Origin of the sequence: Cognatiyoonia sp. IB215182 (genome assembly GCF_033963905.1) — a bacterium.
In the GTDB taxonomy this organism is placed as follows: domain Bacteria; phylum Pseudomonadota; class Alphaproteobacteria; order Rhodobacterales; family Rhodobacteraceae; genus Yoonia.
Map to the genome: position 1 here is coordinate 132468 of NZ_JAXBMB010000002.1, position 15980 is coordinate 148447.

Sequence of the window (15980 nt, forward strand, 5' to 3'; positions counted from 1 at the left end):
TTTTTTCACTTTGATGGAGAAACGTGCAGTGGAAGCTGATTTTATCGTTGTTGGTGCGGGGTCTGCGGGATGCGTTGTGGCCAACAGGCTCAGCGCCAATCCGGCTCACAAGGTCATTTTACTTGAGGCTGGCGGCAAGGATACGAATCCGTGGATCCATATTCCGGTCGGGTATTTCAAGACGATCCATAATCCATCCGTCGATTGGTGCTACAAGACCGAGCCTGATCCCGGGCTCAATGGCCGCTCCATCGAATGGCCGCGTGGCAAGGTGCTTGGCGGGTCTTCGTCACTCAATGGTCTGCTTTATGTGCGTGGCCAGCCGCAGGATTACGATCGCTGGCGGCAGATGGGAAATACCGGCTGGGGTTGGGATGATGTGCTGCCGCTGTTCAAGCGCGCTGAAAACAATGAACGCGGTGCTGATGATTATCATGGCAATGCAGGGCCGCTTTCTGTCTCCAACATGCGAATCCAGCGGCCGATCACGGATGCATGGGTGGCCGCAGCGCAGGCCGCTGGTTACAAATTCAACCCTGACTACAACGGTGCCGATCAGGAAGGCGTGGGTTTTTTCCAACTCACGGCAAGGAACGGGCGGCGCTGCAGCGCTGCCGTCGCCTACCTCAACCCTGTGAAATCGCGTGAGAACCTGCAGATCATCACCCACGCGCTGGTCGAAAAAGTGGTCATCAAGGACAAGAAGGCAACTGCAGTGACTTACACCGATCGCCAGGGTCGCCAGCAGACGATCACGGCGCGCAAGGAAATCATTCTGTCAGGCGGTGCGATCAACTCGCCCCAGATCATGATGCTGTCCGGTCTGGGCGAGGCCGCACATCTGGCCGAACATGGGATTGATGTGGTCAATGACCTGTCCGGCGTGGGCCAGAACCTGCAGGACCATCTGCAAGCGCGACTGGTCTACAAATGCAACGAACCCACGTTGAACGACGAAGTATCATCGCTTTACGGGAAGGCGCGCATCGGGCTGAAATACCTGATGTTCCGTGCGGGCCCCATGACCATGGCGGCCAGCCTTGCCACGGGCTTTATGAAGACCAGACCGGACGTGGCAACCCCGGATATTCAGTTCCATGTTCAACCGCTTTCGGCCGAGAACCCCGGCAAAGGCGCTGACAAGTTTTCGGCCTTCACGATGTCGGTTTGCCAACTACGCCCCGAAAGCAAAGGCGAGATTCGGCTGCAAAACAACGCGCCACGGACCTATCCGAAGATTATCCCCAATTATCTGTCGACCGAGACAGACTGCCAAACCATCGTCGCCGGTGTGAATATCGCACGCAAAATCGCGCGACATGCGCCGCTCAGCTCAAAGATATCCGAGGAGTTCCGCCCCAACCCGTCCCTCGACATGGAAGATTACGAAGGAACGCTGGATTGGGCGCGCAACAACACCGCGTCCATCTATCATCCCACCGGTACCTGTAAAATGGGCCAGGGCAAGGATGCAGTCGTTGATGAACGGCTACGGGTTCACGGGGTCGCAGGTTTGCGGGTGGCGGATTGCTCCATCATGCCTGAGATCGTGTCGGGAAATACAAACGCCCCGGCCATCATGATCGGTGAAAAAGCGTCTGATATGATCCTCGAAGATCTTTAGACGCGCTCAGCTCTGGACGCGATAAGCTTCCTCAATGTCTTCAGCATAGTCACGCACGCGCGCCTTGAACCGCTTGGTCAGCTTCGTCTTTGCCAGCTTCATCGATTGTAGAAGCAGCCGCGCCGTCAAGGTATGCGCGCGCAGATCGATCCCAACGGCAAGACGCGTCCGGCTGGGTGAGAGCGATACCAATGTCACATCTGAGACCGCCGTCAGACCGTTCATTTCGGTTTCGAAGACGTAAGTTTCAGGCGGATTGAACTGCGTCAGTTTCACCTGCATCTGCCGGTTGCGCCCGCGGAATTCGAACGCGGCATCCCAGGTCATCCCAACTTGCGCTGGCCCATCACCGTTGCGCGTGATCTCGGCGCCATATTGGCGTGCCCGCCTTTCCAGGGCATCGAAATCACTTGCACGGTCGAAGACAAAGGCAATCGGGGCTTCGATGTCTTCGCGCGTACTGAATTTCATACGAACCGTCTTTTAGTTAGAGTAATGATGACCGCGTGCCCGTCACTCATCCAGCCTATCGGCCAACCATGTGCGCAGCAAGAAATGCGCGATGGCGCCCTTGCGGGCAGGAAGGATGGTGGGATGCGTGCCAGCAAAGGCCTTTGCCATATCTTCGCGGCTAACCCACAGCGCATCCTCAATCTCGTTGGGGTCAAGCGTTAACTCCGTGCTGAGCGCTTCACCCGCGCAGCCCAGCATCAGGGATGCCGGGAAGGGCCATGGCTGGCTGGCGAGATAGCGGACAGGGCCCACGCGCACGCCCACCTCTTCAAAGACCTCCCGACGCACTGCAGCCTCGACCGTCTCCCCCGGTTCCACGAACCCGGCCAGAAGCGAATACATCCCCCCTGGCCAACCGGGAGAGCGCCCGACCAGCACCGCGTTGCCATGCGTGATCAACATGATGACAACCGGGTCCGTGCGGGGAAAGTGGTGATGACCGCAAGCCGGACAATCGCGCTGCCAGCCGGCCATGGCCATGACGCTTTCATGTCCGCAGCGCGCGCAGAAACGGTGGGTCTGATGCCAGCCGAGCACGGCTTTTGCGGTTGCCGCAAGCTCTGCATCCGCCGGTGAAAGCTGCGTCATGATCCCGCGCAGTTCGGCAAATGCAGCGTTTGGAACGGATGGATGATGTTGCTGGGTCCGATCAAGGAAACTGTCGATTTCAGACGGATCGCCATCAGGCGGCGCACAATCTGACATATCCGTCGCAAGAACCGGCTCGGTGCCATCGTAGCACAGCAAAACCCGCTCATCGCCGGCGTCGTCTAGCACCGCATGATCAAGAGGCACCCGTACCAGCGCGCCGCCTGCAACCATCGGTTTACCGCGCCAAAGCAGGATTGTTGTAGCTGACGGTTCTGCAATGACCTGCTTGATATCTGCACGACGTTCTGTCGCACGATTAAGCGCCGCACCACCAAAAGTAACCAATTCTGCAATCTTCATGAGGTTGCAATGGCACGGTAACTGCCGGGATTCAAACGCTTCTGCTAAAGGACAGGTGGTTCCCGGCGAAATTCTCGTTATGGTTGCGACATGTTTGCAAATCACCCCGACCTATTGGGCGTCGGACCATCGGATAGCGCGACTACTGCACGGCTTCGTATTCTGGAGACGACAGATTTGCACATGCATCTGCTCGATTATGACTACTTTGCCGCACGCACCGATCAGCATTACGGGCTGATCCGGCTGATTGAACAGATCGAAAGCCAACGGCGCGACGAAGGGGTGACGACGCTTCTATTCGACAATGGTGACTTCGCCCAAGGGAACCCACTTGCCGATTATTTGGCGGCGCATCCCGACATGGATCGTACGCATCCGATGATCAACGCGTTTAATACGCTTTCCTACGATGCGATCACGCTTGGAAATCATGAGTTCAACTATGGCCTTGATTTCTTGCGGCGCATCCTTGCAGGGGCACAATTTCCGGTCGTGTGCGCCAATATCGATCTTTTGCAGGCCCCACCGCTGTCCGAGGATTTCACTATCCTCAAAAGGACATTGCAATGCAGCGATGGGCAAGCACGTACTATCAACATCGGAGTCACTGGTTTTGTAACGCCACAAATCACCGAATGGGACCGCGATACGCTTGCCGGTAAGGTAGAAACCGAAGATATCGTGGCCTGCGCGAAACGGATTGTGCCACAGATCAAGGCCGCCGGGGCAGATTTGATTGTGGCGCTTTGCCATTCAGGCATTGGCCCTGAAAACCATCATGACGGGATGGAGAATGCCGCCATTCCGCTTGCTGCTATTGATGGCATAGATGTCTTGCTAACCGGACACACGCATGAGGTGTTTCCAGACCCCACCTGGCCATCATCAGAGCCTGTTGATCCGGTTGCCGGAACGTTGCATGGCAAGCCTGCCGTTAAGGCTGGATTCTATGGCAACCACCTTGGCGTGATTGATCTCGACCTTGATTCTGACGGAACCAAGTGGCGCATTGACGCGCATCGCGTGTCGCTGGCCACTGGGGCCACACCAACCGAAGCGACCGGCAAACTGCACACACCTTTCCTTGATGGATTGCGAAAAAGTCATGCGGCAACCGTGGCCTATATTCAGCAACCCATTGCCACCACAACGGCCCCAATCCACACCTATTTCACAACAATCGTGCCTGATCTGAGCCAACAGCTTTTGGCAGATGCACAACGCGAACACGTGAAGGCCGCACTTGCCGATACTGCAAATGCCACGCTGCCGATCATCAGCGCAACGGCACCTTTTTTGTTCGGCGGACAGGCCGGGCCGGGACACTACATCGATCTTGACCCAGGCCCGATCACTTTGCGTGATGCTGCTGCGATTTATCCGTTTGAAAATGCGATTTGCGCGATCAAATGTCAGGGGCGCGATTTGCGGGCATGGTTGGAACCGGCCGCCGCTCATTTCACGCAACTCACGCCGGGGCAAAGCGGCCAGATGCTGATCGCCCCCCACAGCCCGGGGTACAACTACGACACGCTCGATGGCCTTTATTATGAAATCGATCTCAGCCAACCGGCCGAAACGGGGCGGATAACCGATCTGAATTGTCAGGGGCGACCCGTCGCAGATGACGACGTCTTCATTCTTGTCGCCAACAGCTATCGGACGTTCGGCGGTGGCAACTACCCGACTGTGCGGGAGGATGCTATTGTCTACCGATCGACAGAATCCGCGCGTGATATTCTGATTGCTGACCTGCAGCGGCGCAAAACGATCACACCGCAGCACCGACCGACTTGGACGTTCAAACCCCTGCCGGGCACCGAGGCGATGTTTCTGTCCTCGCCCAAAGCGCGAGGGTTTATGACCGACAAGATGCGTCATCTCGGCCCCGGGCGGGATGGCTTTGACCGTTTCGCGCTTATTTTGTGACGTCTTGCACTGCTTCGCAGCGCCGCTTATATGTCGGATTGAGAGGTTGGCGCGGGCGAGCGCCTCGCCAACCTGGTCAGGTCCGGAAGGAAGCAGCCATAACGAGCCCCGCTTGGGTCGTTGTCAGCCTCTCACCTCAGGCGCATTTGCCGCAAGCAAATCGCCGACAAGGACAGAGCGAAACGGCAACGCCGTTTTGCGGAGTCCGATCACACCGCAGCCCTTCGGAAAAAGGAGGACAAAGATGATTGTGCGTTTTTTCCTCCCGGTCCGGGTGCGCTGAAGGCTTTTCCGTTACCTCGTCCGGTCGACACTGACATGAATGTGTCAGCCACCCCATCGCCTTTGACGAGGACACCTCATTGACAGACCTGACACGCGACGCCCTTGGCTGGTCGCCCTTTTATATGTCCCAGCTTGAGATTGAAGAGCTGGAGACCCTCACCCCCGCCCGGATCACAACCGTTCACCGTGACCGGGTGAATGCGCTTTCCGAAGTCGGGCCTCTGGTCCTGACGCTCGATCCCGGCATCACCACCGCGGCAGTGGCCGTTGGTGACTGGGTGCTAGCGGCCCCTGAACAACACAGGTTGGTGCGGGTGCTGGACCGCAAGACGGAACTCAGCCGCGGCACCGAGTACCACACCGGCGAAAAGCAACTGATTGCCGCGAATATCGACACGCTTTTCATCACCTCCTCCTGCAACAACGACTTCAATGTCGCGCGGCTTGAGCGGTATCTGGCACTTGCCCATGATGCGATGATCACGCCGGTCATCGTGTTGACCAAAGCGGATAAATGCGATGACCCTGATCACTATATCGACGAGGCGCGCAAACTTGGGCGCGATCTGGAGGTGCTGGCGATCAATGCGAAAGGTGATGATGTTGCTAAGGCGCTTGCCCCGTGGAGCGGCAAGGGCCAAACCATCGCCTTTGCCGGGTCATCAGGTGTTGGCAAGACGACCATCGCCAATGCGCTGACCGGTGGGCAGGCGCTGACCCAGGATATCCGTGAGGATGATGCGCGCGGACGGCACACGACAACGGGCCGGTCGCTGCACCAGATCCCCGCGGGCGGCTGGCTGATTGATACACCCGGCATGCGTGGCTTGGGTGTGGCAGAGGTAGAGTTTGGCATTGACGCGACTTTCCCGGAGATCACCGAACTGGCGCAACACTGCAAATTCCGCGATTGCCAGCACGAAAGCGAGCCGGGCTGCGCCGTGCAAGCGGCCATCGCAAGGGGTGAGATTGATCCGGAGCGCCTGAGGCGGTTCAAAAAGCTCAAGCGCGAAAATGCCTATGCGACGGAGACGATTGCCCAGTCGCGGGACCGTCACCGCAAGTTCGGGAAGATGGTGAAATCAGCGATGGCCAAGAAGAAAAGGTAAGGCTGCGCTCACCTTAGCCCTGCTGCGCCCAGGCCAGTTGCGCCGGGGTTTCCACGGCACAAGGCCGCGTTTCACGCAGTCGGGCGAGGGCCGCATCCGGCTCCTCGCCCGCTGCAATCATCAGGCGTAAACACATCATGCCCGACCGCCCGCAACCGCCGAAACAATGGACGAGGACGCGCTCGCCACGCCCAAGCGTCGCGAGCGCGTCGGCTCGCACCGCGTCCCAATCCCAGGTACCATCCGGCACGTTGAAATCGGGAACGGGGCAATGCCACCACGTGACACCTTCATTGACCAAATCAGTCCCCAGCGTTCCGGCACCCTTGCGGTCCAGTTCGGCCTGCGCGGTCATCGAGATCACCAGCGCGGGCCGCCAATCGATCAGGTGCAGCCAGTCGGTGTAGTAATGCCGCGTGCGCCCGGGGATGGGGGTGATCGCCAACTCACCCCCGCCCACCGGCAGGCTGTTGATGACGAACTCAGACAACACCATGTTCAACAACCTGCCCCGGATGTGCCACCGCCCAGTCTGCAAGAAAGTCCGCGATCTCCGGCTCTCCGGCCAGTTCTGCGGCACGTTTTGGCAAGGCCACCCCGTGTTCCAACACCAGTTTCAGACAGGTCAGATAATCGCGTTCCGCCCGGTCCGGACAGTTCTCTGACCCGTGAATGATGGTGCTGAGCAGCGTGCCACCGAACCCATTCATATGGCTCAAATCCGGGCCAAGTTTCAGAAAATAGGCGACCATTTCCGGAAAACCCTCCCAGCCTGCGACCTGCACGGGTGTCAGCCCTTCGGTATCAGGCGCATCCCAGGGTACACCCACCGCAATCAGCGCCTCAACATGCGCCTGCCGCCCCGGCAGCCACAACACTTCGCGGAGCACTTGCGCAAAGGCAGGCGGCACCTTGTCCATGTCCAGATAACGCCCCGCTTCGACATGGCCGCGGGCGCAATCTGCCAACACCTGCTCAGCTTCCGTGAGCGCTGGCATAGGTCCAAGTTCTTCAAGCCTGCGCCGCAGGACATCATTGCCAAAGACACAAGCCGCCGCATAAGCGCTCGCCCCACGCCAACGACGTGCCGGATCAGCGCCAACTTCGAGCAACAAGTCAATCATTTCGGCGCGCGCATGACGGCGGGCGGCCTGAAACAACGCCGGAACGACCCAAGGCGCTTCGCCTCCAACCTCGTCAGCGGCAAATTCGTTGGGGTCCGCACCCGCATCTAGCAGCATGCGCACCGCACCCACATCGTGAAAGTCCATCGCGCGCAGCAGCGCATTTGTCCCCTTCGGAGCAGCACCATGGGCGAGCAGCAGTTTCAGCCCCTCATGATGGCCAAGCTCGGTCGCGTGATAGAGGCTTTCATTGTCGTTGGGGTCGGCACCATGCTCCAACAGCCAGCGGCCCAAAGCGATGTTCCCCGCATGGCCAATCGCACCGTAAAGCGCCGAGAGCTTATGATCGCTCCCCGGCTCATGTGGGAAGCCATCGTTCACATCGGCACCGTGGCTGAGCAGCAGCTCCGCGATGGCCAGCATGTCACCCTCACGGTCCGGCCAGGCCTGCAACATCTTGGAGAAAGCAAGATGCAGGATCGGGCGGCGCGGACCATAGGCGCGCGTTGCTGCGGCAGGATCAGCAGCTAGCGTGGCGCGGACCGCTTCAACATCGAACAGCGCCACCTGCAGCCCGAAATTCCCGTCAGCGAGATCAGGGGTGTCCCACATCAATTGCTGCACCACCTGAATCTGACCGTGAAAGATCGCGATCTTGAGCCGCTGTTGCTTAGCCGCGCGATCCATGCCTTGGGTCTCAACAGCGATCTTCATCTGGGGCCAGCTAGCAAAGCTGTTTTCGCGCGCGATCACATTCAGAAAATCGGCCCGTTTCAGCGGACCGGACTTACGCGGCCTGACAGAATCAACACGCGCAATCGCCGCACGGTCACCAGATTCGTAGTGTTTATGAAGGGTTTTCGCCTGCCTGCGCAGGGCATCCAAAGGATCAGTCATCGGCTTCCTCACCATGCACGCCCGCCGGTTCGCTGATCCGGGCAAATGAGAAAGACCATCAATGGGTCTGTCAGGGTCGTCATTGGGTGCATCACGCTTTCCGCGAACCTGGGTGCCGCCCAACACGGCCCGATCAGCTTATGCCAGCTCCGATCCTGGTGCAAGCAGTGGACCATCAGAGACGCGCGGCTTAGGCTCAACCGGTAACCGAATCTCGCGCCAAGGCCCTTATGTCCGACCAGCCAAGCTACCAAGTGCTCGCCCGCAAATACCGGCCCGAAACCTTTGCTGATCTGGTTGGGCAGGACGCGATGGTGCGGACGCTGAAGAATGCGTTCGCGGCTGACCGGATTGCCCAAGCCTTTATGATGACGGGCATCCGGGGGACTGGCAAAACCACGACCGCCCGGATCATCGCGAAGGGAATGAACTGCATCGGCCCGGACGGTACAGGCGGGCCGACGACGGAGCCGTGCGGCGTCTGCGAGCATTGCGTCGCGATCATGGAAGGCCGCCATGTGGATGTGATGGAGATGGATGCGGCCTCGCGCACCGGCGTCGGCGATATTCGTGAGATCATCGACAGCGTGCATTACCGTGCGGCCTCGGCCCGCTACAAGATCTATATCATCGACGAAGTGCATATGCTGTCGAAGAACGCGTTCAACGCGCTTTTGAAGACCTTGGAAGAGCCACCCGAACACGTCAAATTCATCTTCGCGACAACCGAAATCCGGCAGGTGCCGGTCACCGTGCTTTCCCGCTGTCAGAGGTTTGACCTGCGGCGGATCGAACCAGAGGCGCAGATGGGCCTTTTGCGCAAGATCGCGGATGCTGAAGGGGCGCAGATTACGGACGAGGCGCTGGCGCTGATCACCCGAGCCGCCGAAGGCTCCGCCCGTGATGCGCAGTCGCTCCTCGATCAGGCGATCAGCCATGGCGCGGGTGAGACGACCGCTGAACAGGTGCGTGCAATGCTGGGGCTGGCCGACCGGGGCCGCGTGCTGGACCTTTTTGACATGATCCTGCGCGGTCAGGCGGCAGAGGCGCTGACCGAACTGAGTGCCCAATATGCAGATGGGGCCGATCCGATGGCCGTGCTGCGGGATCTGGCCGAGGTCTGTCATTGGGTCAGCGTCGTCAAGATCACGCCAGAAGCGGCAGAGGATCCGACGATCAGCCCCGATGAACGCACGCGCGGTCAGGCAATGGCCGCTGACCTGCCCATGCGGGTGCTGTCACGCATGTGGCAGATGCTGCTGAAGGCGCTGGAAGAGGTCGCGATGGCGCCCAACGCGATGATGGCCGCAGAAATGGCGGTGATCCGGCTGACCCATGTGGCTGACCTGCCCAGCCCCGACGAGTTGGTGAAGAAACTGCAGGACGCCACTCCGCCCCCCATTACAGCCGCCGCGGCACGTCCCGCACCTTCGGGAAACGGTGCCGGCGCCGTGTCCGCCGCCCACGCTCCAACCCATGCAGGTCCCTCCGGTCCAACCGCTTCGGGCACGCAGACGGCCGTGGCGGTTGCAACAGAGGCGCTCCAACACTATGCGAGGTTCGAAGATGTGGTCGAGCTGATCCGCGCGCACCGCGACGTGAAGCTGTTGGTTGAGGTCGAAAACGGTCTGCGCCTTGTCAGCTACCAGCCTGGCCGAATCGAGGTGAACCCGACGCCGGACGCAGCGCCCGATCTGATCGGGCGGCTGGGGTCACGGCTACAAGCCTGGACCGGCAATCGCTGGGCGATTAGCGTCGCCGAAGGCGGGGCACCCACCATCGCAGAAGTTCGCGACGCGAAGGAGAACGCTGCGCGGGCAGAAGTCGCGGCCCATCCCCTTGTCCAGGCCGTGATCACCGCGTTCCCCAAGGCCCGGATCACCGAAATACGCACCGAGGCGGATATCGCTGAAGAGGCGTTGTCAGACGCGCTGCCCGAGGTTGACGACGAATGGGACCCGTTTGACGACGATTAGGGTGAAGTGCCGACACCGGTTACTGAAGGCAAGACTGCGTGCTGGAGCAGACGAGGATGAAGGGAAAACCACTTGTTCTGGACCTCATCAGCGGTAAGGGCGCCTTGCCGCTTCGATTGGGCGCTACCCGCCAAGAGCTTGTGGCAGAGATGGCCGCGCTGGGTCACCAACCTTCGTCCGAGTTGGATCACAACGCCATTCTGCAGGCAGCGCTAGTTGCCACCTTGGGTGAGGAAGGCGCCAAGGAATTCTTGCCAGATGAGCCACCGGATCGCAGCAACACGCTCTATTTCGTGGAAAATGCCATCGAGATCACGTTTGGCGCAGATGAAACGGCCAATTTCATCGGTGTTTCTCAGCATCCACAGATCTCGCTTTGCCTCGATGGTGCTAACCTGATGCAGCGACCTGCGCGGAAGGTCTTCGATCTTCTCGCCGCACGCGAAAAGATCGCACCGCCGTATACCTCCACCGAGGTACTGTTTCAAAGTCAGATCATCACCCTTTGGAATGCAAATCCACAGTATGACATACAGGATCCCAACGTCCCGGTCTGGGCACAGATCGGCCTGGGCAACGCAGAATACCTGTCCGCGATCAAAAGCGCCCAATGACTTGACCGAAAGCTGAGGTGACCAAGACTTGCGCTGTCCCCCTCGGGTCCGTATCTCGGAGAAAGGTGAACAGCAGATTGAGAGGATCGGGATGCTCAAAGGATTAGGCGGCCTTGGCGATATGGCCAAGATGATGAAGCAGGCGCAGGAAGTGCAGGCCAAGATGGCGCAGATGCAGGATGAGCTTGACACGATCACGGTCGAAGGCGTCAGCGGGGCCGGTCTGGTAAAGGCGACCGCGACCGCTAAGGGCGAACTCAAGGGTCTTGATATCGACCCATCCATCTTCAACGGCGATGACAAAGAGGTCGTTGAAGACCTGATCCTGGCCGCGATCAAAGACGCTCAATCGAAAGCCAATGAACGCTCACAACAGGAAATGGCCAAAATCACCGAAGGCCTTGGCCTGCCACCCGGTGTGAACCTGCCATTCTAGGGCCCCAGGCGACACCGACCAGAAATGAGTAACGGGACCGAAGACCTCGACAACCTGATCGCGCTGATGGCAAAACTGCCCGGTCTGGGTCCCCGTTCGGCCCGGCGAGCCGTGCTGCATTTGATCAAGAAACGCGCACTGGTTCTGATGCCGCTGGCAGAGGCGATGCACAAGGTCGGCTCAACCGTGCGCGAATGCCTCAATTGCGGTAATGTCACGACCTCTGACCTTTGCGACATCTGCCAATCAGAGAAACGCGCGAATGGGCAGATTGCGGTGGTCGAGGATGTGGCCGATTTGTGGGCCATGGAACGCGCGGGTGTGTTCAAGGGGCGTTATCATGTCCTTGGTGGCACGTTATCCGCACTTGACGCAATCGGCCCCGACGAATTGCGCATCCCAAAACTCATCGACCGGATCATTTCTGAGAACGTGACAGAAGTGATCCTGGCCCTTGGCGCCACCATCGATGGCCAGACAACGGCCCACTACATTGCTGACCAATTACCGAATGTGACCGTCACATCCCTTGCCCAAGGGGTGCCGGTCGGCGGTGAGCTCGACTATCTCGACGATGGTACGATCAGCGCCGCGTTGAATGCGCGCAAGGCGCTCTAAGATCGGGCACAAAACGCAGACGCCTTCTCCGCTCATCCTGCGTTCATCTTAATTCAAGATATTGTCACAACTTCGCGCATCAACCGCCCAACTTTGCAGCGAGTGGTATAACAAACGACCAATGTGATTTCCATGACGCGTGACAGTAGACCCAACGATTTCTCGGAACGCTTACAGCGCATCGAAGACGCCCGACAATCCCGCCCCGCTGTCACAGCTGATGATCTCGGGATAGCGCCACAACCGTCACCCTATGATCGCCCTCAGGAAGATCACACGATCCGTAACGGCCTGATCTGGATGGTCATTGCAGTCATGGTCGCCTTTGGCGGTTACCATGCGGTCATGGCCCTGCCCGATGATCTGAAGGCGTTCGTCGGGCAGCCCGTGGAAGAAACCGAAATTGCATCAACTGATGCGCCCGAAGCCGCCCCGGTGACCGAACCCGAAGACGCTTCCCACCTTGGCGACATCCTGCCATCGCCCAACGTTGCCAGCCTCGAAACTGATCCCTTGGCCTTGGTGGACATCACCTTCAACGTGGCATTGCCCACCGCAGATACGGTTTTGGGCGACATCATTCCGTTTGATCGCAACATCTCTTGCCGGTTGCGGCGGCCCATGGGGGATGAGCGGGTTGTCAACGTACGTATCGAAGATGGGCTATTGCCCGCGCCGCTGCAGGCAATTTCGCATGCTCAGCTTGCCGACCAGCTCTTGCAAAACGTCAGGGCCGTCACCCAAGACCGCAGGCCTGCGGACAGCGATGGGCGTGTGACGGGCGCATTTGACAGTGTCGACGTTTTTGTCACCGACACGTCGGCCCCGCTCTACATGGTCTTGCAGGACATGGGCGGCAACACATTGTGGAACCTGCATCTGGCCCCCGAGGTCCGCGTTGCCCATGTTGCACTGATCTCCGAGGGTTTTCCCGCCGTGGTCAATCTGCCTGATGGTGCCACTGTGGAGGGACTGCATGTCGGCGATTTTGTGGAACCGCACCGGTTTGGCGCCGACGACAGCGTGCGCGATTGCATGATCCGGCCCTGGCGCAAGCCGACCGCGGACTGGACCGCACAGCAGAAAGCGGCTGAGGGCAATGTGCTGCTCCAGAACCAGATCACATCCTACACCAAGGGACATGCAGCCTTTAACGCCTGGTACACACAAGCGCTTGGTGTCGACGCGTCAGCGTATGTGGTCGCGCCACGCAGGGCAGCGCATGCCCTTATCGGCCTAGTGCCGGGCGCGCCAATTCCTTATCAGTCCATGGCCGGACGCGACGTGCATATCATGCGCACGGATACGATTATTGCAGGGGACAGTGCTGCGCGCGCGGCCCAGATCGAAGCCTTGCACCAAGACATGCTGCGTTCGGCAATCGGAGACGAATTTGCAGCACTTGATCCACCCGCAATGGAAAGGAGCGTGCCATGATGGGCCTGCGCATTCTCGCGTTCTCCATCGGTCTGGTCGTGATCTTATCGATGGTCGCGTTAAACCTCCAGGGCACGCAAACGTCCCTATTGGTTGGCAACGAGGTCGCGCCCGATGACGCGATGCTGAGCGACGCGGCGGAGGCTCCGGCGACGTCCCGCATATCAACAAACGGCGCCGCCATTATGCGCAGGCAGTTGGAACTCCATGCGCTGTTCACGCATGAAGAAACCAATGCGCAACGCGTTGTGACGGTAAGCGAGATCATCGAACCCACCGATCTGCTTGACCCGGGTGAACCCGCCCCGGACCCAGTCTTTCTGCCGCTTTATGCCGAAGCCCGGGCGCCTGCGCGTCTGATCCGCTACTGCGCGGATGTGTTGGCAGCGCTCGGTACCCAATGCGACATTCTGCACAGCAGCGCCGAGTTGAACCGCGAAGGAAAGCTGGTGCTGACAGGACGATTGGGGTTTCGGCCCGATGCGGAATTGGGTGACCCGTCATTGGTCACGGACGGCCGACTGATCGCTGCCAGTATCGCGCTGCCCCATACGGGCGATTTGCACCCACCGAATGATCCGGCAGCACGCATCGCGGCGATGCAACAAGCGCAGGCATTCTGCGATATGTTGCGCGCAGAATACGGCAATTGCGTCCTGACGCGCACCGATCTTGCCATCGAAGAGTTGTGGATTACGGATCTGGAGGTGTTGCCCGCTGGGACCAACCCGCAGCGCCTGATCGCTTCGGCCACTTTCAGGGTCTACGCCAATCCCGCAACTCTGGATCGCGTAGGACTTAGAAAGCGGCTCGAGGACCTCACCGCAGGGCTGTAACATCCCTTACACAAAAGGCGCGCTGCCTTTCAGCTGCGCGCCTCCTTTGCAGATGATCGACTTGATCAGTCTTTGCTGCCTTCATCATCGTCGGGCAGGTTGAAGAAGCTGTCCGCGTCCGCCAGATCGCGTTCGTCGGTCGTTTCTTCCTCATCCTCGTCGCGTGGATCAGACAGACTGAATGTTTCGAGGCCCGCCATCGCACTAGGCATCTTTGGCTCTGCCGGCATGCCAAGCGATTGTTCGGTGCTGACCAACTTGCGCCGCTCATCATCTGACATCACGGTGCCTTCTTTCGCCTTCTTGGCATTGGCTTTCTGTACAGCCGCATCAAGCTCCGACTGCTTGCAAAGGCCCAAAGCGACAGGATCAATCGGATCGATGTTGTTGATATTCCAATGGGTGCGTTCGCGGATCGCCTGGATCGTCGGCTTCGTCGTGCCAACGAGTTTCGAGATCTGACCATCCGTCAATTCCGGATGGAACTTGACCAGCCAATAGATCGACGCCGGACGATCCTGACGCTTCGAGAGCGGTGTGTAGCGCGGGCCGCGTCGCTTTTCCTCACCCGCAGAGGCAGGGTTGTAAAGCAGCTTGAGCTTGTGCAGCGGGTTCGCCTCACCCTTTTCGATCTCTTCCTGGGTCAGCTGTTTATTGGCGATCGGGTCAAAGCCCTTCACGCCAGTCGCAACATCACCGTCTGCGATGCCCTGCACTTCAAGCTCATGAAAGCCACAGAAATCCGCGATCTGCTTGAAGGTCAGCGTTGTGTTGTCGCAAAGCCAGACTGCCGTCGCCTTGGCCATAATCGGTTTATCAGACATCCCTTGTCTCCTGATCTGTCAGACAAGCGTCACCCGCGCCCTTACTTGGGCAGACTGCGCTGGCAGCCGGGTTCGCATTGTCGAGGAACTTGAACCGTATATAGTGAGGTGCGTGGCGATAGAAAAGGTCAAAATGCGTCTCAATTTCGTCCTGTTTTGCCTGTTTGCCGCACCTTTGCGGGCAGAGGACCGCGCGGGAGAGTTTGACTATTATGTTTTGTCGCTGTCGTGGTCGGCCAATTGGTGCGCCATCGAAGGCGATGCGCGCAACTCTCCCCAATGCGATGCGAGTGAGGATTTCGGCTGGATCCTGCATGGCCTGTGGCCGCAATATGAGCGGGGCTATCCCGAATTCTGCAGCACCATAGCGCGCCCGCCCAGCCGGTCGGACACGGCCTCAATGGCCGATATCATGGGCACATCCGGCCTTGCCTGGCATCAGTGGCGCAAACATGGCGTCTGCACCGGCTTGTCATCGGACGACTACTACGCCTTGTCACGCGAGGCCTATGCGCAGGTTGTGCGACCATCGGTCTTTCGTCGGTTGGAGAGCACCGTCACATTGCCAGCTAGTGTTGTTGAAGAGGCGTTCTTGCAAGACAATCCCGATCTGGCCGCCGATCAGATCACTATCACGTGCAAGGCAGGTTACATTCAGGAGGCGCGCATCTGCATGACGCGCGACCTGCAGTTTCGAACCTGCGGGGCCGATGTGATACGGGATTGCGCCATGCGCGACGCGCAGTTTGATCCGATCCGCTAAATCTATTACGCGAGGACAGATGCTATATTTGTCCGCTTGGA

At 59.1% G+C, this 15980-nt stretch carries 15 protein-coding genes and 1 other RNA gene; 11 read left to right on the forward strand and 5 right to left on the reverse strand.

Features of this window, described 5'->3' with window-relative positions:
* The first annotated feature begins 13 nt into the window (after positions 1-13).
* On the forward strand, positions 14-1624 hold the full coding sequence (locus SLH47_RS04255; RefSeq protein WP_320238124.1) for a choline dehydrogenase: 1611 nt from the start codon (positions 14-16) through the stop codon (positions 1622-1624).
* 6 nt (positions 1625-1630) lie between these two features.
* Here the strand turns inward: SLH47_RS04255 and SLH47_RS04260 are convergent, their stop codons facing one another.
* Both SLH47_RS04260 and nudC read right to left on the reverse strand, forming a co-directional pair.
* Positions 1631-2095, reverse strand: coding sequence for an SRPBCC family protein (locus SLH47_RS04260; RefSeq protein WP_320238125.1), 465 nt, complete (start codon positions 2093-2095; stop codon positions 1631-1633).
* 42 nt (positions 2096-2137) lie between these two features.
* Positions 2138-3088 carry an NAD(+) diphosphatase gene (gene nudC, locus SLH47_RS04265; RefSeq protein ID WP_320238127.1) on the reverse strand — a complete coding sequence of 317 codons (951 nt, stop codon included), beginning with the start codon at positions 3086-3088 and terminating at the stop codon, positions 2138-2140.
* Positions 3089-3178: 90 nt separating this feature from the next.
* On the opposite strand from nudC, the gene SLH47_RS04270 reads away from it, so the two are divergent.
* The 3 genes from SLH47_RS04270 (at position 3179) to rsgA (ending at position 6414) form a co-directional block, all read left to right on the forward strand.
* The gene (locus tag SLH47_RS04270) at positions 3179-5020 is read left to right on the forward strand and encodes a bifunctional 2',3'-cyclic-nucleotide 2'-phosphodiesterase/3'-nucleotidase (RefSeq protein ID WP_320238129.1); all 1842 of its coding nucleotides are present in this window, start codon (positions 3179-3181) and stop codon (positions 5018-5020) included.
* Positions 5021-5059: 39 nt separating this feature from the next.
* Positions 5060-5157: signal recognition particle sRNA small type (gene ffs, locus SLH47_RS04275), an RNA gene on the forward strand.
* A 225-nt stretch (positions 5158-5382) separates the two neighbouring features.
* Positions 5383-6414, forward strand: a complete 1032-nt coding sequence (gene rsgA, locus SLH47_RS04280) for a ribosome small subunit-dependent GTPase A (RefSeq protein ID WP_320238131.1) — start codon at positions 5383-5385, stop codon at positions 6412-6414.
* A 13-nt stretch (positions 6415-6427) separates the two neighbouring features.
* Here the strand turns inward: rsgA and SLH47_RS04285 are convergent, their stop codons facing one another.
* Positions 6428-6910: a protein-tyrosine phosphatase family protein gene (locus SLH47_RS04285; protein WP_320238133.1), complete on the reverse strand. Its 483-nt coding sequence runs from the start codon at positions 6908-6910 to the stop codon at positions 6428-6430.
* On the reverse strand, positions 6897-8435 hold the full coding sequence (locus SLH47_RS04290) for an ankyrin repeat domain-containing protein (RefSeq protein ID WP_320238135.1): 1539 nt from the start codon (positions 8433-8435) through the stop codon (positions 6897-6899). Before SLH47_RS04290 ends, SLH47_RS04285 begins: the two co-directional genes overlap by 14 nt.
* 230 nt (positions 8436-8665) lie before the next feature.
* On the opposite strand from SLH47_RS04290, the gene SLH47_RS04295 reads away from it, so the two are divergent.
* The 6 genes from SLH47_RS04295 to SLH47_RS04320 all read left to right on the forward strand — a co-directional run bounded on the left by SLH47_RS04295 (position 8666) and on the right by SLH47_RS04320 (position 14352).
* Entirely contained in the window at positions 8666-10411 is a 1746-nt protein-coding gene (locus tag SLH47_RS04295) for a DNA polymerase III subunit gamma/tau (RefSeq protein ID WP_413785618.1), read from the forward strand.
* Positions 10412-10467: 56 nt separating this feature from the next.
* Complete coding sequence (locus SLH47_RS04300; protein WP_320238137.1) at positions 10468-11025, forward strand: hypothetical protein; 558 nt, start codon at positions 10468-10470, stop codon at positions 11023-11025.
* A gap of 91 nt (positions 11026-11116) precedes the next feature.
* On the forward strand, positions 11117-11461 hold the full coding sequence (locus SLH47_RS04305) for a YbaB/EbfC family nucleoid-associated protein (RefSeq protein ID WP_320238551.1): 345 nt from the start codon (positions 11117-11119) through the stop codon (positions 11459-11461).
* Between the two features lie 24 nt (positions 11462-11485).
* Positions 11486-12079, forward strand: coding sequence for a recombination mediator RecR (gene recR, locus SLH47_RS04310; RefSeq protein ID WP_320238139.1), 594 nt, complete (start codon positions 11486-11488; stop codon positions 12077-12079).
* 132 nt (positions 12080-12211) lie between these two features.
* Positions 12212-13516 (forward strand): hypothetical protein, encoded by a 1305-nt coding sequence (locus tag SLH47_RS04315; RefSeq protein WP_320238140.1) that lies wholly within the window; start codon positions 12212-12214, stop codon positions 13514-13516.
* The gene (locus tag SLH47_RS04320) at positions 13513-14352 is read left to right on the forward strand and encodes a hypothetical protein (RefSeq protein ID WP_320238142.1); all 840 of its coding nucleotides are present in this window, start codon (positions 13513-13515) and stop codon (positions 14350-14352) included. Before SLH47_RS04315 ends, SLH47_RS04320 begins: the two co-directional genes overlap by 4 nt.
* A 65-nt stretch (positions 14353-14417) precedes the next feature.
* Here the strand turns inward: SLH47_RS04320 and SLH47_RS04325 are convergent, their stop codons facing one another.
* Entirely contained in the window at positions 14418-15176 is a 759-nt protein-coding gene (locus SLH47_RS04325; RefSeq protein ID WP_320238144.1) for a DUF1013 domain-containing protein, read from the reverse strand.
* Positions 15177-15309: 133 nt separating this feature from the next.
* On the opposite strand from SLH47_RS04325, the gene SLH47_RS04330 reads away from it, so the two are divergent.
* Positions 15310-15939, forward strand: a complete 630-nt coding sequence (locus SLH47_RS04330) for a ribonuclease T2 (protein WP_320238146.1) — start codon at positions 15310-15312, stop codon at positions 15937-15939.
* Positions 15940-15980: the final 41 nt, after the last annotated feature.

Bases quoted from the DNA above. Each gene is read 5' to 3' on its own strand.
- SLH47_RS04295 (WP_413785618.1), top strand. From the start codon at position 8,666: ATGTCCGACCAGCCAAGCTACCAAGTGCTCGCCCGCAAATACCGGCCC.
- SLH47_RS04320 (WP_320238142.1), top strand. From the start codon at position 13,513: ATGATGGGCCTGCGCATTCTCGCGTTCTCCATCGGTCTGGTCGTGATC.
- SLH47_RS04300 (WP_320238137.1), top strand. From the start codon at position 10,468: ATGAAGGGAAAACCACTTGTTCTGGACCTCATCAGCGGTAAGGGCGCC.
- SLH47_RS04325 (WP_320238144.1), bottom strand. From the start codon at position 15,176: ATGTCTGATAAACCGATTATGGCCAAGGCGACGGCAGTCTGGCTTTGC.
- SLH47_RS04290 (WP_320238135.1), bottom strand. From the start codon at position 8,435: ATGACTGATCCTTTGGATGCCCTGCGCAGGCAGGCGAAAACCCTTCAT.
- SLH47_RS04260 (WP_320238125.1), bottom strand. From the start codon at position 2,095: ATGAAATTCAGTACGCGCGAAGACATCGAAGCCCCGATTGCCTTTGTC.
- SLH47_RS04255 (WP_320238124.1), top strand. From the start codon at position 14: ATGGAGAAACGTGCAGTGGAAGCTGATTTTATCGTTGTTGGTGCGGGG.
- SLH47_RS04270 (WP_320238129.1), top strand. From the start codon at position 3,179: ATGTTTGCAAATCACCCCGACCTATTGGGCGTCGGACCATCGGATAGC.
- SLH47_RS04330 (WP_320238146.1), top strand. From the start codon at position 15,310: ATGCGTCTCAATTTCGTCCTGTTTTGCCTGTTTGCCGCACCTTTGCGG.
- recR (WP_320238139.1), top strand. From the start codon at position 11,486: ATGAGTAACGGGACCGAAGACCTCGACAACCTGATCGCGCTGATGGCA.
- nudC (WP_320238127.1), bottom strand. From the start codon at position 3,088: ATGAAGATTGCAGAATTGGTTACTTTTGGTGGTGCGGCGCTTAATCGT.
- SLH47_RS04315 (WP_320238140.1), top strand. From the start codon at position 12,212: ATGACGCGTGACAGTAGACCCAACGATTTCTCGGAACGCTTACAGCGC.
- SLH47_RS04285 (WP_320238133.1), bottom strand. From the start codon at position 6,910: ATGGTGTTGTCTGAGTTCGTCATCAACAGCCTGCCGGTGGGCGGGGGT.
- SLH47_RS04305 (WP_320238551.1), top strand. From the start codon at position 11,117: ATGCTCAAAGGATTAGGCGGCCTTGGCGATATGGCCAAGATGATGAAG.